Source organism: Microtetraspora malaysiensis, from assembly GCF_001528665.1.
Classification (GTDB): Bacteria; Actinomycetota; Actinomycetes; order Streptosporangiales; family Streptosporangiaceae; genus Microtetraspora_A; species Microtetraspora_A malaysiensis.
Genome location: NZ_BBYJ01000020.1, coordinates 23,630 through 49,314 on the forward strand (window position 1 = coordinate 23,630; position 25,685 = coordinate 49,314).

Here is a 25,685-nt window from a genome sequence, read left to right on the forward strand (position 1 = left end):
CATGGCTTCCCGCAACCTTCTGCTCGAAGGCGAGTTGCGCCGCCGCGTGGACGGCGAGGTCAGGTTCGACGACGGCAGCCGCGCGCTGTACTCCACCGACGCGAGCAACTACCGGCAGGTGCCGGTCGGCGTGGTCGTCCCGCGCACCGTGGAGGCCGCCATGGAGACGGTGGCGATGTGCCGCGAGCAGGACGTCCCGGTGCTGTCACGCGGCGGCGGCACCAGCCTCGGCGGGCAGTGCTGCAACGCGGCCGTCGTCATCGACTGGTCCAAGTACTGCGACCGGATCGTCGAGATCGACCCCGACGCCAAGAGCGTGACGGTCGAACCGGGCATCGTGCTCGACACGCTCAACGCGCGCATCGCCGAGTACGACCTCATGATCGGACCCCGGCCGGCGACGCACGACCACTGCACCATCGGCGGGATGCTGGGCAACAACTCCTGCGGCTCCACCGCCCAGGCGTTCGGCAAGATGTCCGACAACGTGCTCGGCCTCGACGTGCTGACGTACGACGGCGACCGCTTCTGGGCGGCGCCGGGCGGCGGCGACGGCGTGCCCGCGCAGATGACCGCGCGGCTGCGCTCGATCGCCGAGCGGTACGGCGAGGAGATCCGGCGCCGCTTCCCCGCCATCCCGCGCCGGGTCTCGGGATACAACCTCGACGCCCTCCTGCCGGAGAACGGCTTCGACCTCGCGAACGCGCTGGTCGGGTCGGAGTCCACCCTGGTCACGATCCTGCGGGCGCGGATGCGGCTGGTGAACCGGCCGAAGGCGCGGGCGATGGTCGTCTTCGGCTACCCCTCGATCTTCGAGGCGGCGGACGCGGTGCCCGCGATCCTGCCGCACAAGCCGCTCGCCCTGGAGGGGCTGGACGACAAGCTGATCGGCTTCGAGAAGCGCAAGCATCTCAACGCCGAGGCGCTGCGGCTGCTGCCCGAGGGCGCGGGCTGGCTGATCGCGCAGTTCGGGGCGGACACCCAGGACGAGGCGGACGCCAAGGCGCGGGACCTGGCCGAGGAGCTCGGCCACGCCGTGCGCTTCTACGACGACCCCCGGCGCGAGGACGAGCTGTGGCAGATCCGCGAGGCCGGCCTCGGCGCGACCGCCTGGGTGCCGCTCGAACCCGACACCTGGCCGGGCTGGGAGGACTCGGCGGTCGCCCCGGAGGATCTCGGCTCCTATCTGCGCGATCTGCACCGGCTCCAGGAGGAGTACGGCTACGCCGAGGCGTCCACGCTGTACGGGCACTTCGGGCAGGCGTGCGTGCACACCCGGATGCCGTTCGACCTGGTCACGGCCGAGGGGATCAGGAAATATCGGGAGTTCGTGGAGCGGGCGGCCGACCTCGCCGTCTCCTACAACGGCTCCCTGTCCGGCGAGCACGGGGACGGGCAGGCCCGGGGCGAGCTGTGGCCCACCATGTTCGGCGCCGAGCTCATGCCGGCGTTCACCGAGTTCAAGGCGGTCTTCGACCCGCGCGAGCGGATGAGCCCCGGGAAGCTGGTCCGCCTCTCGGGCGACGAGCCGTACCGGATGGACGAGAACCTGCGCCTGGGCACGGACTACGCGCCGCCCCACCTCGACACACACTTCGCCTACCCGCACGACCGGGGCTCGTTCGCGCGGGCGGCGCTGCGCTGCGTCGGCGTCGGCAAGTGCCGCCACGAGGAGGGCGGCGTCATGTGCCCGAGCTACCGCGCGACCCGCGAGGAGAAGCACTCCACCCGAGGCCGGGCCCGGCTGCTGTTCGAGATGGTGAACGGCGGCGTGATCGAGGACGGCTGGCGCTCGGAGGCCGTGATGGACGCCCTCGACCTGTGCCTGGCCTGCAAGGGCTGCAAGAGCGACTGCCCGGTCAACGTGGACATGGCGACGTACAAGGCCGAGTTCATGGCCCACCACTACGCCGGGCGGCTGCGCCCGCGCGCCCACTACTCGATGGGGTGGCTGCCGGTGTGGGCGCGGCTCGCGGCGCTCGCACCCGCCCTGGTCAACTTCATCACGGGGACGCCTCCGCTGGACGAGCTGGTCAAGCGCGCCGGCGGCATCGCGCTGGAACGGGCGCTCCCGCCCTTCGCCGCCGCCAGGTTCAGCCGGTCCTACCGCCGCCGGGGGCCGCGCGGCGACGGCCACCGGGGCGAGGTGCTGCTCTGGCCGGACACCTTCATGGACAACTTCCACCCCGAGGTCGGTGTGGCCGCGGTCCGGGTCCTGGAGCGGGCCGGGTTCACCGTACGGCTGCCGCGCGCGGCGGCGTGCTGCGGCCTGACCTGGATCTCCACCGGGCAGCTCGGCGTCGCGCGCAAGGTGATCGAGCGGACTCTCGCGGTGCTCCGCGAGGAGATCAGGGCGGGCCTGCCGATCGTCGGCCTCGAACCGTCCTGCACGGCCGTGTTCCGCTCCGACGCCGCCGAGCTGATGCCGCACGACCTCGACGTCAGACGGCTGCGCGACCAGACGCGTACGCTCGCCGAGCTGCTGGACGAGCACGGCGTGGAGCCGCCGCCGATGGACCGCGAGGTCGTCGCGCAGCCGCACTGCCACCAGCACGCGGTCATGCGGTTCGACGCGGACCGGCGGCTGCTTGAGGCGGCCGGGGCGGGGCTGACCGTGCTCGACGCCGGATGCTGCGGGCTCGCCGGGAACTTCGGGTTCGAGGACGGCCACCACGCCGTGTCGATGGCGTGCGCCGAGGACGCCCTGCTCCCCGCGCTGCGCGCCGCCCCGCCGCACGCGCTCGTCCTCGCCGACGGGTTCAGTTGCCGTACGCAGATCGAGCAGGCGCAGATCGGGCGGCGGCCGATCCACCTCGCCGAGGCGCTGGACCAGGCATGGCGGGAGGCCGTCTCCGGCGCGCTGCCCCGGCAGGCGCGGCGGCTGATGCCGGTGCCGGCGGATCGGACCTCCGGCTCGCGATGACGCCGATCCGGAGCCTGCGCGCGACCGCCTACACCGTGCCGACCGACCGGCCGGAGGCCGACGGCACGCTGGCCTGGGACCGGACGACCGTCGTCGTGGTCCAGGTCACCGGTGGTGGGCAGAGCGGCCTCGGCTGGACGTACGGCGCCGCCGCGTGCGCCGCGGTCGCCCGCGCCGAGCTGGCCCCGGTGGTGATCGGCCGGAACGCGTTCGACGTACCCGGCGCCTTCCAGGAGATGGTCCGCAAGGTCCGCGACGACGGCCGGGCGGGCGTGTGCGGGTACGCGATCTCGGCCATCGAGACCGCGTTGTGGGATCTGAAGGCGCGGCTGCTCGGTGTGCCGCTCTGCGTGCTGTTCGGCCAGGCGGCCGACGGGGTGCGCATCTACGGCAGCGGCGGCTTCACCACCTATCCCCACGCGGTCCTGGCCGCGCAGCTCGGCGGCTGGGTCCACGACCAGGGGATCTCGCGGGTGAAGCTCAGGATCGGCGAAGGCCGGGGCACCCGGGAGGAACGCGACCTCCGGCGCGTATGGCAGGCCCGCGAGACCGTCGGCGACCACGCGGAACTGTACGTCGACGCCAACGGCGCGTACACGTCGAAACAGGCGATCCGGATGGGCCGGGCGATGGAGGAGTGGGACGTCCGGTGGTTCGAGGAGCCGGTCACCTCCGACGACATCGCGGGCCTGCGCCGGGTCCGCGACGCGGTGCGCGCCGACGTCGCGGCGGGGGAGTACGGCTGCGACCTGTACACCTTCCGGCGGCTGGCCGGCGCGGTCGACTGCCTGCAGATCGACGTCACCCGGTGCGGCGGGATGCTGGAGTGGCGGCGGGCCGCCGCGCTCGCCGCCGCGCGCGGCCTCGACGTGTCCGGGCACTGCGCGCCGCAGCTGCACCTGCACGTCGCGCTGGCGACGCCGAACGTCCGGCACCTGGAGTGGTTCCACGACCACGTCAGGATCGAGTCGATGTTCTTCGACGGCTTCCGTGAACCGGTCGAGGGCGTGCTGCGGCCCGACCTGTCCCGCCCCGGCCTCGGTCTCGAACTGCGGGAGGCCGACGTGGCGCGGTTCCGCACGGGAGGCGTGGACGCCGCGGGCGACTGAGGACCATGTCAGGAGACGCCGAACCGGGGCCCGGCGCCGAGCGCCGGACCCCGTTGGCATCCCTTTTTCCCTAGGAGTCATCCCTAGGTCGTGCTTCCCTGACGGGCGGAATCACCCGATGGGGGGAACTAGACGATCGAACCCGACCAGACGTTGGCGGCCTGCTTGTAGACGCCGTAGGTCTCCCCGTCGAAGTACGGGGACATGCTGGTGTCGATCCGCTTGTTGCCGTCACGGTCGGCCACGGCGATGGTCACGCCGTTCAGGTAGCCGAGGCGGCGGTTGTTCTTGTAGTTGAGCAGCCACGCCGAGCCGAGGGAGCCCTCACCGGTGAAGGAGGACTTCACGGCGACCAGTTCCTCGGCCTTGATCGCGGGCGCCTTGGCGGCGAACGTCTTGCCGTAGCTCCACTTGAGGGTCTGGCCGGTGTAGGCGTGGTTGCCGTCCGGGTGCGACCCGCTCGGGTAGCCGAAGACGTAGACGTTCTTGCCGAGCTTCTGGTTGTAGGCCAGGCCCTGGCCGCCGACCTTGTCGCCCAGGCGGCCGACGTTGGAGACCGCGCGGACGTAGTAGTGGTCCTTGTAGTACTTCTCCGGGGTGCTGGTCTTGATCCACCGCTTGAGGAAGTACTGCTTCTTGTACGCCTCGACGTAGCGCTTGCCGCGCGCCACCTTGAGGTCGCCCAGGAAGTTCTTGTCCCGCTTGAGCTTGTGGTACTCGATCATGGAGATCCGGGTCCACGCGTCGCTCTGGTGGCCGCACCAGTTCGGGCACTTCTCGCCGTTCTTCATGGCGGTGGTGCCGTCCGGGGCCGCCTTGTAGGCCTTGGCGTCGACCTCGACGGCGGTCAGCTTGATGCCGTCGATGCCCTTGGTGTAGTACTCGTCGTGCTTGGCGTGGCCGTCGGCCGGCGGGTCCACCTCCACGCTCTCGGGGTCGAGCGCCTTCTTCCAGTACGGTCCGCCCTCGGTGTACTTCGCGGCGAACTCGGCGGCGCTGACCTCCTCGGAGAGGATCTGCTTGTCGCCGGTGTAGGCGTCGTAGGTCTTCTTGTCGACTTCCTTGTCACCGGCGAGCTGGATGCCGTTGTAGACGGTCACGAACGCGTAGTCGCGGTCGCCGTCCTCGTAGACGTCGTAGTCGTAGTGCGTGAAGGCCTGCTTGCCGACGTAGATGCCCCAGGGGGTCTTGCCCTGGTAGTAGCCGGGCACGAAGACCCACTTGTCGAGGGTGGCCTTGTTGCTCTTCGTGTCGTACACGCAGTGGCCCGCCGTGGCGACCAGGTTGCGGTACTTGGACTGCAGGGAGGTGGCGGTGCACCAGTGCGGCTGGTTGTCCGCCCCGAGGAAGAACACCTTGCCGGTGGTCTTCGGGAGGTTGACGTTCTTGGACTTCGAGGACGACTTCTTCTCATCCCCGATGGCCGGAACGGTGCCGGGCTTGCTGCTCTTGGACGGCCCGCCGGTGGAGATGTGCTTCGCCGCGACCGTGGTCTCGACGTTGTACGGCGTGGCCTGCTTCAGCATCTGCGCCGACCAGAAGAAGGCGACCTGCTGTGCGGCCTGCGAGGTGCCGGCCAGCGTCTCCTTGACGCTGTAGCCGCCTGCCTGGGCCGGAGAGGCCACCAGTCCGGCGGCCAGGAGGCCGGTGAGGGTTCCGCCGATGGCGAGGGTGCGCTTCAAGAGAACAGCTCCTTGGGCTGTCGTGGGACGTCATCTGCGCCCCATCCGTCAGTTAAGGACAGGTCAAGAACCTACAAGCCACACCAACTACCCGTAAGACGGTTTGAGGTCATCATTTGCGCAGGTCGGACGGGTGACCATTTCGTTATCGAAAAGATGATCAAAAGGAGACAATGTCGTTTGACCTGGTCAGACAGCAAATCTGGCCACAAATCCTGACCATCGGGACCCTCCCAAGTCAGGGCGCGGAGTGTGACACAGATCACACGAGAAAGATGGCACGGATTTGGCGCTAAAACCGTCTAAGTCGGCCTTGATCTTGACGACCGCCCCGAACCGGCTCCGCGCGAAGCGGCAGGCGGTTACCCAAGGTCATCGGACGTGCCGAAACAGTCACCACTTCGGGGCGGATGGAGGGAGCGGAGCGGAAGGGAGCGAGGACCGCGGCGTCGGCCCGGCGAAGCGGGCTTCGCGAGGACCGCACTTCCGGCGAAGTGACCGACCCGGCCGAGCGGAAACCCCAACCGAACCGCGCGTACGGGCGTGCGGGGGGAGAGCTAGGCTCCGGCCTCCGCCGGGGCCGCGTCCGGCGCCGCCGTCACCGGCTCGTCACGCGGCGCGCGCAGGTTCCGTATGCCGGGAGACAGCAGCGCGAGCAGGGAGGCCACGGCGACGATCGCCGCGCAGCCGAGCAGCGCCGGGCGCGGACCGACCGAGATCGCCACCGGCCCGGCCAGCATCAGACCGATCGGGCCGAACATCAGCGAGCCCAGCGCGTCGTAGGAGCTGACCCGCGACAGCGCCTCCGGCGGCACCTCCCGCTGCATCGTGGTGTTCCACAGCACGCCGAAGATGTCGAAGCAGATGCCCATCACGACCGCGGAAGCCACCACCGTCCACAGCGGAGCCGCCGCCCCGAGCAGCAGGTACGGCAGCGCCGTCGGCAGGGTGAGCAGGGTCGCGACCAGGATGGGGCGGCGCGGCCGCAGCCGCAGGGTCACCAGGATGCCGGCGATCATGCCGACGGCCTCACCCGCGAGGACGGCGGACCAGGCGGGAGCGCCGCCCAGACTCTCCTTGGCGATCAGCGGACCGAGGACGCCGTGGGCCGCCTGCATCGCGATGACCATGATGGAGAACTGCGCGACCACCACCCACAGCCACTGGCGGGAGCTGAACTCGCGCCAGCCGTCGCGCAGGTCGGCGAGCACCGAGTGGCGTTCGGCGGTGGCGGCGCGTTCCGTCGAGGCGAGGCGCAGCGCGGCGACCAGCACGGCGGCCACGGCGAACATCGCGCCGCTGATCGCGAGCGACCAACCGGCCCCGATCAGGACCACCGCCGCACCGCTCAGGACGAGCCCGGCCACCCGCGAGATGTTGCTGCCGAGCCCGAGCAGGGCGTTCGCCGTCTGCAGCCGCTCGGCGGGAACGACGTCGGGCACGATCCCGGTCAGCGCGGGGAAGAAGATCGCGGTCGCGATGCCGCTGACGGCCGCCGCCGTCACCAGGCCGGGGATCGGCGTCCAGCCGGTGAGCATCATCACGGCGAGGCAGGAGTACGCCGCGGCGTTGAGCCCCTCGCCCGCCATCATCACGCGGTTCCTGGGCAGCCGGTCCGCGATGACGCCGCCGACGAGCATGAACGCGATCATCGGCAGCGCCTCGGCGGTGAGGACCACCGATAGCGTGGTCGGCGTCGCCCCCGGCAGCCCGAGCACGCCGAAGGCGAGGGCGACGGGCGCGAAGCCGCTGCCCAGCACCGAGATGGTCCGCGCGGCGAGCAGCAGGGCGAAACGCCGATCCCGGAGCAGGCCGAGATCACGACGGACACTGTGCACTGCTGCTCCTCGCTGACGCCCCCGAAACGGATCCATGTTGCCGTTCACGGCATGGAACTGTCGCTTCATTTAAGCGGCGCGAGGTGGGGGTGATCCTCCGTCCGCAGGCCCAGAAGGACCGGGACGATGGTCTGAAGCCCTCCTGTGGAGGACCCCGGCGAAGGCCGCGCACGACGACCGGCCGCCGCGGACCTCCCCTGGCGGCGCCGGGACGCGCAGCGCGCCGACGGGCTCCGGACGGCCACGCCGCCGGTTCCATATCTCGGCGCTATGGATTCTTGGAAGGTACCGGCCTTCGCGCTCTCGGTGTCAGCTTTACGCAGCCCCCATTGCGGGCTCCCCCCACCCCCCTGCAGAGGAGTCACGAGAGTGAATCCCAAGATCAGGCCCGGTGCCGCAGCCGTGCTGGCGGCGGCCATGGCCGCCGCCTCGCTGGCCGCGGCACCGGGCGCCTCAGCCGCGGCACGGACGTGGTCCGTGCCGGCCGGATCGAGCCCGGTCGGTTCCGCACTGGCCGGTTCCGCACTGGCCGGTTCCGCGCCCGACCCCACGCCGGCCTTCAGCCCGCCGAGCTCCGACGAGCGCAAGCGGGCGATCAGCAGCGCGGGCGGCGCGCTCCTCACCGACGCGGCGGCGCTGCACACCTCCTCCGACGACGCGTTCCAGCTCGAGCGCTCGGTCGCCGGCAGCCAGGGCCTCCAGTACCTGACCTACCGGAGGACGCACCGGGGCCTGCCGGTGTACGGCGGCGACGTCGTGGTGGCGACCGACAAGTCGGGCCAGGTCGTCCAGGCGGTCACGACCGGCCAGCGCGCCACCCTCAAGATCGACCCCACGACCTCGGTCACCGCGAGCGAGGCCGCGACCAAGGCCAGGACCAAGCTGTCCGTCGTCGAAAGCGTCGGCGAGCCCACCCTCCTCGTGCACGCGGTCGGCGAGCGGCCCCGCCTCGCCTGGGAGGTCGTGGTCACCGGCGCCACCGGCAAGGGCCCGAGCGTGCAGCACGTCTACGTGGACGCGAGGGACGGCTCGGTCTTCGACGCCTGGGACGAGGTCAAGGGCGGCACCGGCAACAGCAACTACAACGGCCCGGTGACGTTCAACACGTCCGGGTCCGGCTCGTCGTACTCGATGACCGACCCGACGCGGCCCGGTCTGCGGTGCGGCGGCCAGAGCGGCACCGCGTACACCAAGGCTTCCGACACCTGGGGCAACGGGTCGGGCACCGACCTGGAGACCGCCTGCGTCGACGCGATGTTCGCGGCGCAGAAGGAATGGGACATGTTGCGCGACTGGCTCGGGCGCAACGGTTTCAACGGCTCCGGCGGCGCCTTCCCGGCCCGGGTCGGCCTGAACGACGTCAACGCGTACTGGAACGGCAGTTACACCAACTTCGGCCACAACCAGTCGAACGCCAAGCAGGCGACGCCGATCGACGTGGTCGCCCACGAGTACGGCCACTCCGTCTTCCAGTACTCCGGCAGCCCCCAGCAGAGCAGCGGCAACGAGGAAGGCGGGCTGAACGAGTCGACCGGCGACATCTTCGGCGCGCTGACCGAGCACTACGCGAACGAGCCCGCGCCGTACGACACGCCGGACTACCTGGTCGGCGAGGGGGTCAACCTCACCGGCACCGGGCCCATCCGCAACATGTACAACCCGGGCGCCCTCGGCGACCCGAACTGCTACTCGTCCTCGATCCCGAACACCGAGGTGCACGCGGCGGCAGGCCCGCAGAACCACTGGTTCTACCTGCTGGCCGAGGGCAGCAACCCGGGCGGCGGCAAGCCGGCCAGCCCGACCTGCAACAGCACCACGGTGACGGGCATCGGCATCCAGAAGGCCGGCAAGATCTTCCAGGCCGGCCTGAACATGAAGACGGCCCCGTGGACGCACGCCAAGGCGCGGGTGGCCACACTGAACGCCGCCAAGTCGCTCTTCCCGGGAAGCTGCGCCGAGTTCGACGCGACCAAGGCCGCCTGGGCCGCGGTGAGCGTACCCGCGCAAGCCGGTGAACCGACCTGCACGTCCACGCCGGGCAACGACTTCTCGGTCTCGCTCAACCCCTCGTCCAAGACGGTGCAGCCGGGCCAGTCGGTGACCGCGACCGTGACCACCACGGTGACGGCCGGCAACGCGCAGTCGCTGACGCTCAGCACCCGCACCCCGCTGCCGAGCGGCGTGAGCACGTCCTTCTCGCCCTCGACGGTCAACTCCGGGCAGTCCTCGACGCTGACGATCAGCACGTCACCGGGCGTCGCGAACGGCACCTACCCGCTGACGGTCGTCGCGACCGGCGCGAGCGGCACCAAGGAGTCGGCGTTCTCGCTGGTGGTCGGCGTCCCCTCGACCGGGGCCCCGGACATCGCGGTCGCCAACGTCACCGCGCACCTGAACCAGCTCCAGTCGATCGCGACCGCCAACGGCGGCACCCGCGCCTCCGGCTCGGCGGGCTACACGGCCTCGCTGAACTACGTCAAGGGCAAGCTGGACGCCGCGGGATACACCACGCGGATCCAGAACTTCACCTACAACGGAGCCACCCACGCGAACCTGATCGCCGACTGGCCGGCCGGTCCGACCGGTCCGACGGTGATGCTGGGCGGCCATCTCGACAGCGTGACCGCCGGCCCCGGCGTCAACGACAACGGCTCCGGCTCCGCCGCGCTGCTCGAGGTCGCGCTCGCCCTGGCCTCCCGTAACCCCACGCTCACCAAGCACGTACGGTTCGCCTGGTGGGGCGCGGAGGAGCAGGGGATGCGCGGCTCCACGTACTACGTGCAGAACGGCGGCGCGGGCGGCGTCGAGTCGTACCTGAACTTCGACATGCTGGGCTCGCCCAACCCGGGCTACTTCGTCTACAAGGACGACGTCGCCATCCAGAAGGTCTTCACCGACTACTTCACCTCGATCAACGTGGCGACCGAACCGGAGACCGGCGCGGACGGCCGCAGCGACCACGCGCCGTTCAAGAACGCGGGCGTCCGGGTCGGCGGCCTGTTCAGCGGGGCCGAGGGCGTGAAGACCGCCGCGCAGGCGCAGAAGTGGGGCGGTACGGCCGGCCAGGCGTACGACTCCTGCTACCACGCGTCCTGCGACCGCTACCCGGCGAACGTGAACACCACCGCGCTCGACCGGAACAGCGACGCCGTCGCCGCGGCGCTGTGGAAGCTCGCGGTCGGTGGCACGCCGACCCCGGCCGACGACTTCACGCTCTCGCTGAGCCCGTCGTCGGCCTCCGTCCAGGCCGGCCAGTCGGCCACGGCGACCGTCGGCACCCAGGTCACCAGCGGAAACGCGCAGAGCGTCACGCTGTCGGCCAACGCGCCCTCGGGGATCACCGTCTCCTTCAGCCCGTCCACGGTCACCGCGGGTCAGTCCTCCACGGTGACGATCGCCACCTCGGCGACGACCACGGCGAGCACGTACACGATCACCGTCAACGGCAACGGCACGGCGGCCAACCACTCGGCGACGTTCACGCTGACCGTCGGCGGTGGCGGCGGGCAGGGCGACACCTGGGCGCCCTACACCACCTACGCCGCGGGCGACGTGGTGACCTACGGCGGCGATCGGTACCGCTGCCTGCAGGGACACACGGCGCTACCCGGCTGGGAGCCGCCGCTCGTCCCGGCGCTCTGGCAGAAGATCTGACCGGGTGATCGGTGGGCGGCCACGGGGAGCCGCCCACCGATTCACTCTCCGAATCCGAAATGTCACGCTCCAAAATGAAATCAATCGCGATTTCGTGACGTAGCTTGATTGCACAGACAACTCAACCGCCGTACTTTCCGGCTATGGATCTCGAGCTGCGTCACCTGAAAATCGTGACCGCGGTCGCGGAGGCGGGAAGCATCACCAAGGCGGCCACGCTGCTCGGCCTCGCCCAGCCCGCGCTGACCGCGCAGCTCAAGCGCATCGAGCGCACACTCGGCGGCGCCCTGTTCGAGCGCGACCGCTACGGCGCCCGCCCCACGCCCCTCGGCGAGCTGGTCCTGAGCAGGGCCCGCGTGGTCCTGCCAGCGGTACGGGAGCTTCAAGAGGAGGCGGTGCGGTTCGCCAACACGTACGACGGCATCACCTGCTTCCGGATGGGCGCCACCAACGGGCCCATCCTCGGCGGGCTCGTCGCCCGGCTGACCACCACCTGCCCGGAGACCCCGGTGAACACCTACACCTCGTGGTCCGCGCGGGAGCTCACCGGGATGCTCGTCACCGGCCGGCTGGACTTCGCCATGGTGGGCACCTGCGGGGAGAGCCCGCCGCCCGCCGGCGATCCCGTGGTGTGGAGTACCGTCGGCGCCGTCCCGGTCTTCGTCCTGCTGAGCGAGGACCATCCACTCGCCGACGCGGACGAGATCGAGCTGGGCCGGCTCGCCGACGAGAGCTGGGCGGTCACGCCGGGGGACGGCTGCTTCGGCGACTGTTTCGCCGCCGCGTGCGCCCGGGCCGGCTTCACCCCGGCCACCATGTACGAGACCGATCTCGCCACCTGCGTCTACCTCGCGCAGCTGAACCGCGCCGTCGTGCTCTGCCAGGCCACCTTCCAGCTCGTCCCCGGCACCGTCATGGTGCCCCTCGCCGGAGCGCCGCTCCACTGGCGGCAGCGGATCGGCTGGCACGCCGACGCCCCCGCCGCCAGGGCCGCGTCCATGGTGATCGACCTCGCCATGGCGGCGCACGCCGAGGCCGTAGAGCGCAGCCCGCGATGCGCGGAGTGGCTCAAGGCGAACCCGCAGTTCCATGCCATTCCATAACACCGACATAGGGGTAAATCGGTAGATACGCCACGGATGTAATGGCCGTTACCTTGAGGGCGTCCCCACCCCCCAAGGAGAAACGTCATGCTCCGCATTCGACACTCCGTTCTCGCGGGATGCGCGCTCACCGTCGCCGCCCTGGCATTCCCCGCCACCATGGCGGCCGCGCAGCCCGCGACCTCCCCCCAAGAGCCGGCCGTCGCCCAGCCGGCCCCGCAACCGCCGCCCGGCGTGGCCGAGGCGATGCAGCGCGACCTCGGCCTCAGCGCGGAACAGGCGCGGACCCGCCTCGCCAACGAGCAGCGGGCCGGCCAGACCGAGGCGTCACTGCGCTCGCGGCTCTCCGGCAGCTTCGGCGGCTCCTGGCTGAACGGCCCCACCGCCACGCTCGTGGTCGCCACCACCGACGCGAACGCGGTGCCCGCCATCGTCGCCACCGGAGCCGAGGCCACGGTCGTCCAGCACTCCCTCACCGACCTCGACGCCGCAAAGGAGGCCCTCGACCGAGCCGCGGCCAAGGCGCCCCGTACCGCTCCCGTCTGGTACGTGGACGTACGGACCAACAGCGTCGTCGTGCTGGCCTCCCAGCCCGCGAAGGCCGAGGCGTTCGTCGCCGCCAGCGGCACCGACCGCTCGCTCGTCCACGTGGAGAAGTCGGCGGAGCAGCCGCGGCCGTTCTACGACCTGCGCGGCGGTGACGCGTACTACATCGGCAGCGGCACCCGCTGCTCGATCGGCTTCCCGGTGACCCGCGGCGCCACGCAGGGATTCGTCACGGCGGGCCACTGCGCCGTGGCGAGCTCCACCAGCGGCTCCAACGGCGTCGCCCTGGGCACCTTCCAGGGCTCGTCCTTCCCGGGCAACGACTACGCCTGGGTCGCGGCCAACGGCAGCTGGACCGCGCAGCCGTGGGTGTACAGCAACGGGGCCAACCTCACCGTACGCGGCGCGAACGTGGCGATCGAGGGCGCGTCCGTCTGCCGCTCCGGCTCGACCACCGGATGGCACTGCGGCACCGTCCAGCAGCGCAACAGCAGCGTCACCTACCAGGAAGGCACCGTCTACGAGGTGACTCGCACCAACGTGTGCGCCGAGCCCGGCGACTCCGGCGGCTCCTTCATCTCCGGTGACCAGGCCCAGGGCGTCACCTCCGGCGGCACCGGCAACTGCAGCAGCGGCGGCACGACGTACTTCCAGCCGGTCGGCGAGATCCTCTCGACCTACGGCCTCACCCTGAGGGTCGAGGGCGGCGGCGGGAACCCGAGCCCGAGTCCCAGCCCCAGCAACCCGCCCGGCGGCACCACCTGGCAGGCCAACACGTCGTACGCGGCGGGCGCCACGGTGACCTACGGCGGCGTCACCTACCGGTGCCTCCAGGCGCACACGTCGATGACCGGCTGGGAGCCGCCGAACGTGCCCGCCCTCTGGCAGCGGCTCTGATCACGAACCGGCCCGCGCCGGCCGCCGCGTAACCCACGGCGGCCGGCCCCGCCACCTGGTACCGACAACGGTTCGAACAGCGAGGACCATCATGATGATCGACGCCATCGGCCACCTGGAGCGACTCGGCACCGAGCTGGAGCAGCGGCGGTTCGCCGTGCGCGTGCGCGCCCGCGGGGGCCACGCCATGCTGAACATCACCAACGTCGCCGCCCCCGCCCTGGCGGAGAGCGTGTTCACCGCCCCGGACGAGGAGGGCGCCCTCTGGTTCTGGTTCCCCTGGCAGACGCGGATCGGGCCGGTGGCCGACATCATCGCGGCTGCCGACCGCATCGAACGGGTCCTCGCCGAGGTCGGGCGTCCCGGCCACGCCCCCGCGGCTCCCTGACCCGCCGCGGCGGCGGCACGCATGACATGCCGAGGCCGGGGTAGGCGTGGGCGGCCGAACCGGTTGCGACGAGTCGAGGAGATGCCGTGGCCACCGCTGATCCCGTCCATGTGAGCGAGGCCCTCTCGGCCTTCCCATATCCGGGGACCCGGGAGCAGCTCGTCCGCTTCGCGGACCGCACGGGAGCGGACGAGAGCGTCGTGACGGCGCTGACCCTGCTGCCCGCCGGCCGGTACGCCAACTCCGCCGAGGTGATGCGGGCGGTCGCCGGGGACGACACCGGCCCCGGGCACTGATCGCGCCTGCCCGGCCTCAGGGGCGCCGGGCGGGGGCGATCAGAGCGTCCCCGCTCTCCTGCGGCGCCTGATCCGGACCCAGACGACGACCAGGTCGATCGCCGCGACCAGGGCGATGAAAGCGGCGATGCCCGACTCCACGGCCCAGACGGTCTCTCCCGTCGCGCTCGCGAGCCACGCGAAGAAGGCGGCGGCCGCGATCGCGATGGGCAGCGCGACGCTCGAGAGGAGCGCCCGGGCGCGGAGCGCGGAGCGCGCCTCAAGCGGCTCGGTGCCTCGTCGCTTGCCCCACATGACGTCGTCCCCTTCCCCCGGAGGCGGCGGGAACACCCGGCACAGGCGTCCCGCGGCGTCAGCCTTCGGGTATCCGCGGCGTCAGCCTTCGGGCACGGCCGGCCCGAGCGGATCGTGGCCCACCGACATCAGCGCGCGCCGCCAGCGGTCGTCCCGCGCCGCCCCGGCCGGGGCCGTCGTCACCCTCTCGCGTACGAAGTCGACGACCCGGCACATCACCTCGACGTCCTCGTCCGTCAGATCGACCTTGCGTTTGCCGAGCACATGCAGGACACCGCGTCCCAGCTCCCGGATGCCCAGGTCGGGATCGGCGGGGAAGGCGTCCTCGTCCGACGCGGAGGTCAGCAGCCAGGAACGCAGCTCCGCCGACGTCATGTTGACCACCTCGTGGAACTCCTCCCAGAGCAGGTCCACCTCGGGGTCCGAGCGATCGGTCATGAGTTCCCCCTTGACCAGGCACACCTACCCGCGAGCGTCGCGCCGATGCGGGGTCCCCCGGAGACAGACGAGACCCCGCCAGGAGCGTTCCTGACGGGGTCTCGACGTATGTGTAACCGGTGCCGGGTCGCCTCTCGGCGAAAAGCACAACGCGGCTCCAGCCGAACGGTAGTCCGCGAAGGCGAAATTAGGTGAGGCCCGGGGACACCTGCACACCGGCCACGTGGAATGTAACCACCGGTCCCCGGGCTTTGTTCCCGGCCCCGGAGCTCGTTTTCCGGGGCCGGGAGGCGCGGGCACGTGCCATGTCCCGGACGGCGGGTAAGGGCTCACCCATGGTGCACACGATCGACCGCGACGCCGTACAGGACCTGCTGACCGGCCACCGGGCCCAGCTCGTCGAGGTGCTCCCCCTGGAGGAGTACGAGTGGGCGCACCTCCCCGGCGCCACGCATCTGCCGCTGGCAAATCTCAACGAGGAGACGGCCGCCGGACTGGACCCGACCCGGCCCGTGATCGTCTACTGCCACGACCGGATGTGCGACCTGAGCCCCCGCGCGTCCCGCCGGCTCGAACGGCTCGGCTTCGACCAGGTCCACGACTATGCCGAGGGCAAGATGGACTGGATCGCCGCCGGGCTGCCCTTCGACGGGCACGCCGTCCTGGTCGCCCAGGCCGTACGACGTGACCCGGTGATCGCCTATCTCGACGACACCGTGGACGACGTCGCCGAGCGGATCGTCGCCGACCCGGCCGGGCTCGCCGTGGTGGTCGACCGGGACCGCCTCGTCCAGGGCGTGATCGGCCCGGCCGAGCTGAGGGACGTGCCGGCCGACGCCACCGCCGAGCGCGTCATGCGCGTCGGCGTGACGACCGTACGGCTCAGCGAGGACATGGAGCCCCTGGTACGCCGGATGGACCGGAAGAAGGTCCACCAGGTGGTCGTGACCCTGCCCGACGGCATCCTGGTCGGCCTGTTCGTCCTGGACGCCGTCCGCGCCCCGGAAACCGGCCCCGACGAGGGCTGACGCCGCGGAGATCCGGTCAACCGGCCTGGAGCACGACCCGGGCGATCCGTTCGACGGTGCTGAAGTCGCCCATCGACGCGCGGTTCTTCATCACGCCGACGGAGACGCCCGTCGCCGTGTCCGCGAAGGCCGCGGTGCCGCCGCTGCCGGCCATGCCGAACAGGGTGGGATCCGACAGGGCCTCGGTCAGCCCGATCGTGTAGCCGAGCCCGAAGACGGCAGGGGCGCCGGTGACCTCGTCCGTCCCGGAGACCGCCGGCGAGGACAACTCCGCCAGCCGGGCAGGGGAGACCAGCGTCCCGGCCAGGAGCGCGTCGTACAGGCGGGCCGCCGCGCGGGCCGTCATCGTCGCCCCGGCCGGAATGTCCGAGGTCAGCACGTCGGCGCGGTTGCTGAACGCGGCGTCGGGCAGCGCCGCCATCGGAGCGGCGGTGTACCCGTTCACCACGCGGAAGAACGGCATGTCCACCGGCGCCTCCGCGGCGTCGGCGGGTGGCTCCGCCGTCTCCGCGGCCTCGGCGGGTGGCTCCGCCGGGAACGGGGCGTCCTCGATCCTGGCCAGCCGTCCGAGCTCCCGGCGCGGCACGCCGAAGAACAGCTCGCCGGCCACGCCGAGCGGACCCGCCACCTCGTCACGGAGGACCTGGGAGATCGCCCTGCCCGTCACCCGGCGCACGACCTCGCCCAGGATGTAGCCGTATGTCTGGGCGTGGTAGCCGAAGCCGGTGCCCGGCTCCCACCACGGCACGGCGTCCGCGATCGCCGCGCACATCCGGTCCCAGTCGCACAGGTCCGCCGCCGTCGTCGCGACCGGCAGCCCCGGCACACCGGTCGCGTGCGTCAGCGCGTGCCGTACGGTCGCCTTGTCCTTGCCGTGGGCGGCGAACTCGGGCCACACGTCCGCGATGGGAGTGTCGTAGTCGAGCGCCCCGCGCTCGGCCAGCACGTGGACGACGGCCGCGGTCACCCCCTTGCCCGTCGACGTGGCGTACACGGGGGTGTCGGAGGTGAAGGCGCGACCCGTCTCCGGATCGGCGACGCCCGCGACCGCGTCGACCACCGGCTCGCCGCGCCGGTAGACCGCGACCTGCACCCCGCGCTCGGCCCCCGACCCGACGATCTCGTCGACGACGGCCTGCACGTTCCGCTGAAGATCGGCCATTGTGGTTCCTCTCTTGTTGGCTCCCTCGTGAGACGAGCGGGGCGGGAGAAAGGAATCGGTCCGCAGGAAGATCAGAGCGCGGCCGGCAGCCCGAACCGCGGGAACACCTCGTCTCCGTACGTCGTGATCTGCGACACCAGGCCGTCCTCGACCCGCAGGATTCCCATCCAGGACGGCGAGAACCGGGACTCCCCGGGCCTGCGGAGGTACGCGGCCGCGGCAAGTTGCCGGTTCGCCCGGACGGGCAGGAGCCGCCAGTCGCCCCACGCCTCGGGGCCCACCATGGCGGGCGTCCAGCCCGCCACGAACGCCTCGCGTCCCAGGATCCAGATCGGCTCGGGCGGCATCGACTGCCACACGTCGGCCCGCAGGATCCCCGGCAGAAGGGACGGGTCGCCCCGCTCGACCGCGTCCATGTAGCGCCGCAGGACCGCGCGCTCCTCGGCGGTGGGCTCCGTCACCGCGCCCCACTCCAGGCGCCGCTCCGGCAGGTGCTCCCGGAGCGTCGGCCTGGCCCGCTGCAGAGCGCTCTTGACCGCCGCCACGGTGAGATCCAGCGACTCGGCGGTCTCCTGCGCCGACCAGCCGAGCACGTCGCGCAGGATCAGCACGGCGCGCTGCCGAGGCGGCAGGTGCTGGATCGTGACGAGGAAGGCCAGCTCGATCGTCTCGCGCTCGATCGCCGCGTCCGCCGCGTCCAGCAACGCGTCCGGGTACGGCTGCAGCCAGGGGACCGCGTCGGAGACGGGCGGCTCGATTCCGGGATCGGCCGCGGCCGGAGCCGAGCGCGGCTGCGGCCGCCGGGGGTGCGCCCGGAGATGGTCCAGGCACGCGTTGGTGGCGATCCGGTACAGCCAGGCCCGCAGCCCGGACTCCTCGCGCAACGCGTCCCGGCGCCGCCAGGCCCGCAGGAGCGTCTCCTGCACCAGATCCTCGGCCTCGTCGAAGGAGCCCAGCATCCGGTAGCAGTGAATGTGCAGCTCGCGCCGGTGCTCCTCCACGCGCGCCCCGAAGTCCTCCGCCGCTGTCATCCGCTCCCCTCCCGTACGACCGGGCCATCCAGGGTCGCACGCGTACGGACCGGGTGGGGTTGATTCCGACGCCCGGGGCTCAGCCCGGCGGGCGCCGCACGCTCTCGCGAAGGTCGAGCCGGACCGGCGCGCCGCCCTGGGTGTTCTCGAAGATGCGGTCGGCTCCGATGGCCCGCGCCTGACCGGCCGGGACGCGCGAACGGATCCGCGCCCCGGTCCGGATCATGTTCACGGCGTCGGCAGCGAACCGGTGAGCTTGTCGGCGGGGTCGCCGGGCTTGGGGAAGTCGCCGTCGACCGCGAACTGGGTGAAATACCGCGTGCCCTTCACCGTCGCGACGCCGCTGAGCGTGACCGTCGCGTCGTACGGCTTCTCCGTGCAGCCGGGCAGGCACCAGGTCCCGCTCAGGGCACCGGTGCCGACCGCCTGGTCCGGCCCCCAGCTCGTCCAGGTGATCCCGTTCATGGAGCTGAACTCCGACAGCACCAGGTTCGCCGGACTGCTGTCATCCCGTCCCTGCTCGGCCCCGTACAGGTTGTTCACGTAGATGGGCGAGGCGGTCGGAGGCGTCGCCACCACGGCCTCGGGCGACGTCCCGGCCGTGGCCGGCGCCCCCGTGGACGCCGCCTCGCCCGCGCTCTGCCCGCACGCCGCCACTGTCGCACTGAGCGCGGCGACCACAGCCGCGATCAGGATCCTTCGCACGTTTCCCCCTTGTCGTCTGCACCGCGATCTCGGCGTCGCGGCCTCGGCGTCGCGATCCGCTTCACCGGAGCGGGCCCGTTCGGCTACTTCCCCTTCGTTCCCGCACGTCACTGATGCTAGGGGTGTTTCTGTTTCTCCGATTTTCTGTGGCTATGTGACGTTTGTCCATTCGCCGAGGCCCCCGTTCAGCTGACGGCCGATGCCGGGCCGCTCCCCCGCAAGAGGGAGACGGCCGGCACCTACGGGGGAGGCCTGGGCCCTCCGCCGCCGGGACGCTGAAAACATGAGCAGCCGAGCCGACGCCAGCCCCCACGTCCCCGCGACACGCGCGCTCCCCATCGTCCCGCCGCCGCCTCGCTGGGCGGTCTGGGCGGCCCACACCGTGCCGCTGCTGGTCCTGCCCTCGGGACTGTGGCGGGTGGCGCTGGTGACCGGCCTCCCGATCGGCTACGCCGACCACCTCCCGGCCGGAGGACCCCACATCGGCCCGGGAGAGATCGCGTACATCCTCTCGCTGAGCCTGATCAGCGAACTGGCCGCGTTCATGACCCTCGGCCTGGTCCGCCCCTGGGGCGAGGTGGCGCCCCGCTGGATCCCCTTCGTCGGCGGCAGAAGAGTACGGCCGGCCGCCGCCGTCACGGCCGCCTGCGTCGGCGCCGCGCTCATCGCCATGATCTGCGCCTGGGCGCTGCGCGGTGACACAACCATCTCCACCGTCCTGTCCTCGAGGGGCGTCGCGGTGCTGATCGTCTGCTACGCGCCGCTGCTCGGCTGGAGCCCCCTGCTGCTCGCCGTCACCTTCTCGTACTGGCGACGCCACCGGAGAGCCACGTTCGACACTCCGGCCGCTACGGGATCAGCGTCGCGTAGTGCCGCTGGAGGGCCTGCTGCTCCTGCGGCGACCAGGGCAGGCTCTGGCCGCTGAGATACGCCCCGAGCATGTCGAGCACGTGGTGCCACCCCGCGCCGTTGCGGGCCAGGATGGTGCGCGGATCGTCTCCCGCCGCGATCCCCTCCGCCGCCGCCCGTACGTCGTCCATGGGCAGGCGGTGGGTGAAGGTGAGCAGCGCGCCGGTGTCGGCCTTCTGGAGCCGCCAGGTCACGACGGCGCCGGGGTTGACGTCCTTGAAATAGGTGTGCTCGAACAGGTGCGGCGGCTCCGCCCGCAACACGCGGTCCTCGACGCGATGGCCGCCCTGGTGATACGAGACGAACTGCCCGCCGGGGCGGAGGTCGAGTTCGGTGCGCGCCCCGCCCCAGCGCTCGATCTCCGCCGGGTCGGTGACGGCGTGCCAGGCGGCGTCCAGGGGCCGCGCCAGGCGGCGTTCGTACCGGAAGACGACCTGTTCACCGTCACGCTCGATGATGCCGTCCGTCATCACTGCTCCTCATCGTCGAGATGGGCTCGCCGCCGCCCGCGAGTGCCGTACGTACCCGACCAGCGGCTCCTCTACTCGAAGGGGGCCGGGCTCACATCGGGCCGCCGCGCCAGGACGGCAGGGCGAAGTGACCGGCCGCCACCTCGTACGCGGCGCGGGCCAGCAGGCGGGTCGAGTCCAGCGTAGGCAAGGGAGACGCCTCGGGAGTGACCAACAGCGGAATCTCCGTGCACACCAGGGCGACGGCGTCACAACCCCGGGCCGCCAGCCGGCCGATGACGCGGCCGTACTCCTGTCGCGAGGCCTCGGTGACCACGCCGTTCACCAACTCATCGAAGATGATCTCGTTGACGATCCGGCGGTCGTCGGCATCCGGCACCTCGGCGGCGATGCCCCGGGCGGCAAGGGCCCGCGGGTACAGCGGGCCGTCCATCGTGTACGTCGTCCCCAGTACGCCGACGCGCCCGCGCCCCTCACGAGCGGCCTGGTCGGCGACCACATCCGCGATGTGCAGCCCCGGCAGGGCGAGATCGGGTCCGGGCACCTCAAGAGCCATGTGGGCGGTGTTGTCCGGACAGACGAAGAAATCCGCGCCCGCGCGGGCGAGCCGCTCCACGCTCCTGGCCAGGGTGGTCCTGATCGTCGTGTGATCTCCGGCGTCCCAGGCCGGCATGCTGTACCCGAAGGCGATGTAGTCGAGCGTCACATCGGGGTGCTCGTGACGGCCCAGCCGCCGGAACCCCTCCTGGCAGAACTCGAGGAAGCACAGCGCGGCCCCTCCGGTGCTGTGGGCGAGGATGCCGAGGTGACGCATGGCTTCTCCGGGGGTCAGGCAGGCGGGTTCCTCCATCCTGGCACCGGCGCGCCTCCGTCTCTTACCGTGAGGCATCGATCGGCATAGCGGTCATGCCCGGGAGGTATGGATGGATCTACGCGTGCTCGACTGAGTGATCGCGATCGCCGAGGAAAAGTCGATCCGCGGCGCCGCTCGTCGGCTGCACCTCACCCAGCCGACCCTGAGCAGGCAACTGCGCGAACTGGAACGGCGGCTGGGCGTCGACCTGTTCGCGCGCTCAGGCCGCGGCCGGGTTCGTGATCAGCAGGGAATGCCGGTCAGCGCGATAGTTCCTTGGTCCGCCGCTCGAGAAAGGCCCGGAGAGCGGGATCCGCGCTGAGCGTGGCCGCCTGGGCGTAGGCCGCGACCGCGTCCTGGCGCCGGCCGAGCTGGGCGAGTAGATCGCCGCGTGCTGCGTGATACGGCTGGAACCGCTCCCGCTCGACGGGCAATGCCTCCAGCAGCGACAGCCCCGTTTGCGGTGATTGGGTGCGGCCGATGACGGCGGCGTGCGCGACCCGGCTGCCCAGACTCGGCGCGATCGCGACCAGAGCCGTGTAGAGGGTGCGCAGTGCGTCCCAGTCGGTGGCACCGCTGCGGGCCCGATCGCAGTGGACCGCCTGGATGGCCGCCTCGAGCTGGAAGCGCCCGGGCGGCCGGCCGGGCCGCTCGGCGCGGCGGAGATAGGCTTCGCCCTCGGTGATGAGGCGGTGATCCCAATCGTCTGGGGCCTGGTCCTGCAGCGGTAGATAGCAATCGCGGGGAGTCGTGGCGCGTGCCGAGGCAAGGGTGAGCAGCGCCGCCAGCGCCCACGCCTCAGGTTCGTCGCCGAGCAGCGTCGCGGTGGTGACGGCCAGATACCGGGCCTCGCCCGCGAGCGACGCCTCGTCGCCCCGTTCCGGAAAGGCCAGTGCGTAGCAGCCGTACACCGCCTCGAGCACCGGCGGCAGCCGCTGGGGCATGGCCTGCCGCCCGGGAACGGCGAAGGGGATCTTGGCATCCCGGATCCGGCGCTTGGCCCGCACCAGGCGTTGCGACATCGCCCCGGCGGGTAGGGCGAAGGCCCGCGCGATCTGGGCGGAGTCGAACCCGAGCACGGCCTGAAGCATCAGCGGGGTACGGACGTTGGCGGCGATGGCCGGGTGCGCGCAGACGAACAGCAAGGCCAGCCGCGGGTCGGGGATCTGGTCCGGGTCGAGATAATTCAGTGGCGAGACGGCGTCGGCAGCGATGTCGGTGGCCGCTTCCAGCGGCTGGTTGCGGCGGTGGGCGGCGGACTTCCACAGATCCCGCTGACGGTTGCGTGCGACCGTGAACAGCCAGCCCTCGGGGTTGTCCGGTACGCCGTCGCGCGGCCACGTGGTCAGAGCCTGCTCGAAAGCCTGGGCCAGGGCGTCTTCGGCGAGTTCGAGGTCGCCGGTCGGAGCGGCCAGCAGGGCGACCAGCCGGCCGTAGGACGCCCGTGCGGTGCGCTCGGCGACGTGCGCGGCCGTCTCGCCGGTCACGATGATGGAACCCATGTCCCGGCCTCGATGTGCACGGCACCGGGCCGGACCTCGACGGTGCCCCACGACAGCGGCGGCGCCTGCCGCGCCCACTCCAGGGCGGCGTCCAGATCCGGCACCTCGATGACGATCACGCCGCCGAGCTGCTCCTTGGTGTCGGCGAACGGCCCGTCCTGGATGCGCGGCTCCCCGTCGACCAACGTGAGTGTGGTCGAGCTGGCCGACGGCTGCAACACCTGGCCGCTCACCAGAATCCCGGCCTGCTCCAGCGTCACGGCGTAACTGGCCATGGCTCGCATCCCTGCGGCTATCGCCTCGGCCCCGATCGACTCCTCGTTCTCCTCGCCATAGTGGAACAACAGCATGTACCGCATATCCCGATCCTCCCTCGTCACTTGACCCGGTAGCGTGCGATCACCACACCGGTCGTGGCCGTGATCGCCTCCTGGAGCGTCAGGTTGGTGTGTTCCCCCTCGCCGAACAGCCGCGTGCCCGAACCGAGCACGATTGGGTGGATCAGCAGGACGTACTCCTCGACCAGGCCCGCCGCATGGAGTGAGCGCACCAGCTCACCGCTGCCGATCACCCTGATCACGCCGTCGACCTCGTCCTTCAGCCGTGCGACGGTGCCGGCCGCTTCCCCCACCAGCGGCGTGGAGTTGGGGTAGGCGAGTTCGCTGCCCGCCTCGCGTGAGGCGACGTACTTGCGCGAGTTCATCAGCACCTCGGTGAACGGGTTGGGGTCGGTCACCGCTGTCCAGTGACCCAGAAGGTCGTCGTACGTCCGACGCCCGAAGAGCATCGCCGTGGCTCTGCCGATCCCCGACCCGACGAACTTCCCGATCACCTCGTCGGTGTACCCGATGCCCCAACCGCCGTGATGGAATCCACCCCTGGTGTCCTCGCCCGCCCGGCCCGGCCCTTGCATGACGCCGTCCACACAGACGCTCTCGAAAGCGCTGATCGTGCCCACCCCGTACTCCTCATCTCGTGATCGTCCAGGCCGCGGTAGTGCCTGGCGGAGTGATGACGAGGTCGGGAGGGGCAGACAGACACCTGCCGGTCCACACGTGGAGACCCTTGAAACCTGACCACGCAGGCGGCTATGCCTGGCCGTCCGGACACGCACGTACAGGGACAGGGCCCACACGAGCCACCTGTTCAGTGTGCGCATTTCGCCGCTCCCGGCAGCGAATCCCGAGGTCAGCGCCCCGCACGCAGTCATGATCCTGAAGCTGGAGCCAAGTCAGGCCTTACTGTGAGGCATCGATCGGCCTAGCGGTCATGCCCGGGAGGTATGGATGGATCTGCGCATGCTCGGCTACGTGATCGCGATCGCCGAGGAGGGGTCGATCAGCGGCGCCGCTCGTCGGCTGCACCTCACCCAGCCGACCCTGAGCAGGCAACTGCGCGAACTGGAACGGCGGCTGGGCGTCGACCTGTTCGCCCGTTCGGGCCGCGGGCTCGTACCCACCGCCGCCGGCGAAGCCCTGCTGCGCCGCGCGGTCACCGTCCTGGCCGAGGCCGAGACGGCCCTCGACGACGTACGACTGGCTGCCCAGGGCAGGACCGGACGCGTGACGGTCGCGTTCGCCGGATCGGGCATCAACGGGGCGCTGGGGGAGGCTCTCGGGCGCCTCCGGCTCCGCCTCCCCGACGTCGATCTGCGGCTGGTGGAGATGTTCGACGACGCCGAGATGTCGGCGGGCGTCCTGGACGGCAGCATCGACGTGGCGGTGCAGCGGCTGCCGGTCCGCGACGCCCGGCTCGCCACCCGCGTCTGGACGCGGGAGCCGCTCACCGTCTTCCTGCCGTCCGCCCACCCACGCGCGGCGACCCGCGAACCGGCACCGGTCTCCGTTCTCGGAGACATCCCGCTGGTCCTGTGGCCGCGCGAGTCCGCACCCCACTCCCACGACGAGATCCTCGCGCTGTGCCATCACGCCGGGATCGTGCCGCGCATCGGGGCCCGGGGCCGGAGCGTGCAGACGATCCTCGCCCTGGTCGCCGCGGGCTTCGGCGCGGCCGTCATGACGGACTCCTACCGCGTCCTGCGTCGCGAGGGGGTGACGCCCCGGCGGCTCGCGGGCACCGCGACCACGCTGCATCTCGTCCGGCGGGCCACCGAGCCAAGCGCGCTCCTCACCCGCTTCCTGGCCGTCCTCGACCCCTCCGACAGGAGGCATAGTGCTCACCAACGGCGACCTTGATCCGCGCACGCTGAGCCGACTCTGGGAACAACAGTGGCCCGAGTGCCCGCCGTTCGCCCACTGGCTGCGCGGCCACTATCCGGACCGTTGGGTCAGATTTCACAGCCTGCCGGAGTCCAAGCGCTATCCGGACAATGAGGCGGAATACGCGGTCGTGCTCGACCGCCACTACACCCTGCTGTCCGAACTCGATCCGGGCGCGGACCTCCTGATCATCACGGCCGACTGGACGAACACTGCGGCGATCACACCCCACCGGTGGCCGAGGCGATCCCAGGTCGCGCCGTCAGCGCGGCATTGGCAGACTCTCATCGAAGAGCCAGACGACCCCGATTTCCACGCCTATACGCAGCTCTATGCCGAGCTACGACCATGGTGTCCCGGCATCGTCGACACCGTGCTGCGAGCGGTCGCGGACGACGAGATCGGCGGCGTGATCCTCGGCCCTTCGGACCTCCGATGGCTGTACCACCCTTACGACGGCGGCACCGACGTGATACTGCCCACGTGCTCAGAACGTGACGCCCTCAGGGAGCGGCACCGTACCTGGTTGTCGAACCATCCATCGGGCTACTAGAGGTCCTCGGCACACAGGCTGTGGACAAGTGGCGGCGATCCCGAGAGCACGAAGAGCTTCCGCGTGCGACCCCCCGGACGAGACG

25 protein-coding genes are annotated in these 25,685 nt (G+C 71.2%); 12 read left to right on the plus strand and 13 right to left on the minus strand.

From position 1 onward, the window contains the following. Position 1: 1 nt before the first annotated feature. Both AWQ71_RS25605 and AWQ71_RS25610 read left to right on the plus strand, forming a co-directional pair. Positions 2-2,923 (plus strand): FAD-binding and (Fe-S)-binding domain-containing protein, encoded by a 2,922-nt coding sequence (locus AWQ71_RS25605; RefSeq protein ID WP_067137519.1) that lies wholly within the window; start codon positions 2-4, stop codon positions 2,921-2,923. After that, entirely contained in the window at positions 2,920-4,032 is a 1,113-nt protein-coding gene (locus AWQ71_RS25610) for an enolase C-terminal domain-like protein (RefSeq protein ID WP_067137705.1), read from the plus strand. Before AWQ71_RS25605 ends, AWQ71_RS25610 begins: the two co-directional genes overlap by 4 nt. Before the next feature lie 128 nt (positions 4,033-4,160). Here the strand turns inward: AWQ71_RS25610 and AWQ71_RS25615 are convergent, their stop codons facing one another. Then, positions 4,161-5,714 carry a trypsin-like serine peptidase gene (locus AWQ71_RS25615; RefSeq protein ID WP_067137521.1) on the minus strand — a complete coding sequence of 518 codons (1,554 nt, stop codon included), beginning with the start codon at positions 5,712-5,714 and terminating at the stop codon, positions 4,161-4,163. 557 nt (positions 5,715-6,271) lie between these two features. Next, positions 6,272-7,552: an MFS transporter gene (locus AWQ71_RS25620; protein ID WP_084259289.1), complete on the minus strand. Its 1,281-nt coding sequence runs from the start codon at positions 7,550-7,552 to the stop codon at positions 6,272-6,274. Between the two features lie 369 nt (positions 7,553-7,921). Between AWQ71_RS25620 and AWQ71_RS25625 the strand changes: the two genes are divergently transcribed. From AWQ71_RS25625 to AWQ71_RS25645, 5 genes are all read left to right on the plus strand, one after another. Next, positions 7,922-11,206: a M28 family peptidase gene (locus tag AWQ71_RS25625; protein WP_067137523.1), complete on the plus strand. Its 3,285-nt coding sequence runs from the start codon at positions 7,922-7,924 to the stop codon at positions 11,204-11,206. A gap of 143 nt (positions 11,207-11,349) precedes the next feature. Continuing rightward, entirely contained in the window at positions 11,350-12,309 is a 960-nt protein-coding gene (locus AWQ71_RS25630) for a LysR family transcriptional regulator (protein ID WP_067137525.1), read from the plus strand. An 87-nt stretch (positions 12,310-12,396) separates the two neighbouring features. Continuing rightward, positions 12,397-13,752 (plus strand): alpha-lytic protease prodomain-containing protein, encoded by a 1,356-nt coding sequence (locus AWQ71_RS25635; RefSeq protein WP_067137526.1) that lies wholly within the window; start codon positions 12,397-12,399, stop codon positions 13,750-13,752. Positions 13,753-13,843: 91 nt separating this feature from the next. Beyond that, positions 13,844-14,140, plus strand: coding sequence for a hypothetical protein (locus AWQ71_RS25640; protein WP_245658456.1), 297 nt, complete (start codon positions 13,844-13,846; stop codon positions 14,138-14,140). An 86-nt stretch (positions 14,141-14,226) separates the two neighbouring features. Then, a complete protein-coding gene (locus AWQ71_RS25645) occupies positions 14,227-14,436 on the plus strand; it encodes a DUF2795 domain-containing protein (protein ID WP_067137528.1) in 210 nt (69 codons plus the stop codon). 39 nt (positions 14,437-14,475) lie between these two features. On the opposite strand, the gene AWQ71_RS25650 is transcribed toward AWQ71_RS25645, so the two are convergent. Together AWQ71_RS25650 and AWQ71_RS25655 are read right to left on the minus strand one after the other, a co-directional pair. Further along, the gene (locus tag AWQ71_RS25650) at positions 14,476-14,730 is read right to left on the minus strand and encodes a DUF6343 family protein (RefSeq protein WP_067137529.1); all 255 of its coding nucleotides are present in this window, start codon (positions 14,728-14,730) and stop codon (positions 14,476-14,478) included. Positions 14,731-14,811: 81 nt separating this feature from the next. Beyond that, complete coding sequence (locus tag AWQ71_RS25655) at positions 14,812-15,168, minus strand: DUF3140 domain-containing protein (RefSeq protein WP_067137531.1); 357 nt, start codon at positions 15,166-15,168, stop codon at positions 14,812-14,814. Between the two features lie 335 nt (positions 15,169-15,503). On the opposite strand from AWQ71_RS25655, the gene AWQ71_RS25660 reads away from it, so the two are divergent. Next, positions 15,504-16,196, plus strand: coding sequence for a rhodanese-like domain-containing protein (locus AWQ71_RS25660; RefSeq protein ID WP_067137532.1), 693 nt, complete (start codon positions 15,504-15,506; stop codon positions 16,194-16,196). Between the two features lie 16 nt (positions 16,197-16,212). Here AWQ71_RS25660 and AWQ71_RS25665 read toward each other — a convergent pair whose 3' ends face one another. The 4 genes from AWQ71_RS25665 to AWQ71_RS25675 form a co-directional block, all read right to left on the minus strand. Then, positions 16,213-17,358, minus strand: a complete 1,146-nt coding sequence (locus tag AWQ71_RS25665) for a serine hydrolase domain-containing protein (RefSeq protein ID WP_067137534.1) — start codon at positions 17,356-17,358, stop codon at positions 16,213-16,215. A 71-nt stretch (positions 17,359-17,429) separates the two neighbouring features. Next, positions 17,430-18,389, minus strand: coding sequence for an RNA polymerase subunit sigma-70 (locus AWQ71_RS25670; RefSeq protein ID WP_067137536.1), 960 nt, complete (start codon positions 18,387-18,389; stop codon positions 17,430-17,432). Between the two features lie 79 nt (positions 18,390-18,468). Next, complete coding sequence (locus AWQ71_RS41950) at positions 18,469-18,621, minus strand: hypothetical protein (RefSeq protein ID WP_157570570.1); 153 nt, start codon at positions 18,619-18,621, stop codon at positions 18,469-18,471. Next, positions 18,618-19,094, minus strand: coding sequence for a hypothetical protein (locus AWQ71_RS25675; RefSeq protein WP_157570571.1), 477 nt, complete (start codon positions 19,092-19,094; stop codon positions 18,618-18,620). The genes AWQ71_RS41950 and AWQ71_RS25675 overlap by 4 nt, the downstream gene beginning before the upstream one ends. Before the next feature lie 283 nt (positions 19,095-19,377). On the opposite strand from AWQ71_RS25675, the gene AWQ71_RS40550 reads away from it, so the two are divergent. Continuing rightward, entirely contained in the window at positions 19,378-20,019 is a 642-nt protein-coding gene (locus AWQ71_RS40550) for a hypothetical protein (RefSeq protein WP_084259291.1), read from the plus strand. Here the strand turns inward: AWQ71_RS40550 and AWQ71_RS25685 are convergent. Further along, on the minus strand, positions 19,943-20,473 hold the full coding sequence (locus tag AWQ71_RS25685; RefSeq protein WP_067137541.1) for an SRPBCC domain-containing protein: 531 nt from the start codon (positions 20,471-20,473) through the stop codon (positions 19,943-19,945). The genes AWQ71_RS40550 and AWQ71_RS25685 overlap by 77 nt on opposite strands. 91 nt (positions 20,474-20,564) lie before the next feature. Next, on the minus strand, positions 20,565-21,287 hold the full coding sequence (locus AWQ71_RS25690) for an aspartate/glutamate racemase family protein (protein ID WP_067137708.1): 723 nt from the start codon (positions 21,285-21,287) through the stop codon (positions 20,565-20,567). A 133-nt stretch (positions 21,288-21,420) separates the two neighbouring features. On the opposite strand from AWQ71_RS25690, the gene AWQ71_RS40555 reads away from it, so the two are divergent. Next, positions 21,421-21,648, plus strand: coding sequence for a helix-turn-helix domain-containing protein (locus AWQ71_RS40555; RefSeq protein ID WP_218001965.1), 228 nt, complete (start codon positions 21,421-21,423; stop codon positions 21,646-21,648). On the opposite strand, the gene AWQ71_RS25695 is transcribed toward AWQ71_RS40555, so the two are convergent. From AWQ71_RS25695 to AWQ71_RS25705, 3 genes are read right to left on the minus strand one after another with little or no spacing between them, the layout of a single operon-like run. Then, the gene (locus AWQ71_RS25695; protein ID WP_067137543.1) at positions 21,587-22,828 is read right to left on the minus strand and encodes an RNA polymerase sigma factor; all 1,242 of its coding nucleotides are present in this window, start codon (positions 22,826-22,828) and stop codon (positions 21,587-21,589) included. The genes AWQ71_RS40555 and AWQ71_RS25695 overlap by 62 nt on opposite strands. After that, complete coding sequence (locus AWQ71_RS25700; protein WP_067137544.1) at positions 22,810-23,187, minus strand: YciI family protein; 378 nt, start codon at positions 23,185-23,187, stop codon at positions 22,810-22,812. The genes AWQ71_RS25695 and AWQ71_RS25700 overlap by 19 nt, the downstream gene beginning before the upstream one ends. A 17-nt stretch (positions 23,188-23,204) precedes the next feature. Continuing rightward, positions 23,205-23,786, minus strand: coding sequence for a dihydrofolate reductase family protein (locus AWQ71_RS25705; protein WP_067137546.1), 582 nt, complete (start codon positions 23,784-23,786; stop codon positions 23,205-23,207). A 328-nt stretch (positions 23,787-24,114) separates the two neighbouring features. On the opposite strand from AWQ71_RS25705, the gene AWQ71_RS25710 reads away from it, so the two are divergent. Together AWQ71_RS25710 and AWQ71_RS25715 are read left to right on the plus strand one after the other, a co-directional pair. Then, positions 24,115-25,023 (plus strand): LysR family transcriptional regulator, encoded by a 909-nt coding sequence (locus AWQ71_RS25710; protein ID WP_067137548.1) that lies wholly within the window; start codon positions 24,115-24,117, stop codon positions 25,021-25,023. Beyond that, complete coding sequence (locus AWQ71_RS25715; RefSeq protein ID WP_067137550.1) at positions 25,001-25,600, plus strand: DUF3885 domain-containing protein; 600 nt, start codon at positions 25,001-25,003, stop codon at positions 25,598-25,600. The genes AWQ71_RS25710 and AWQ71_RS25715 overlap by 23 nt, the downstream gene beginning before the upstream one ends. Positions 25,601-25,685: the final 85 nt, after the last annotated feature.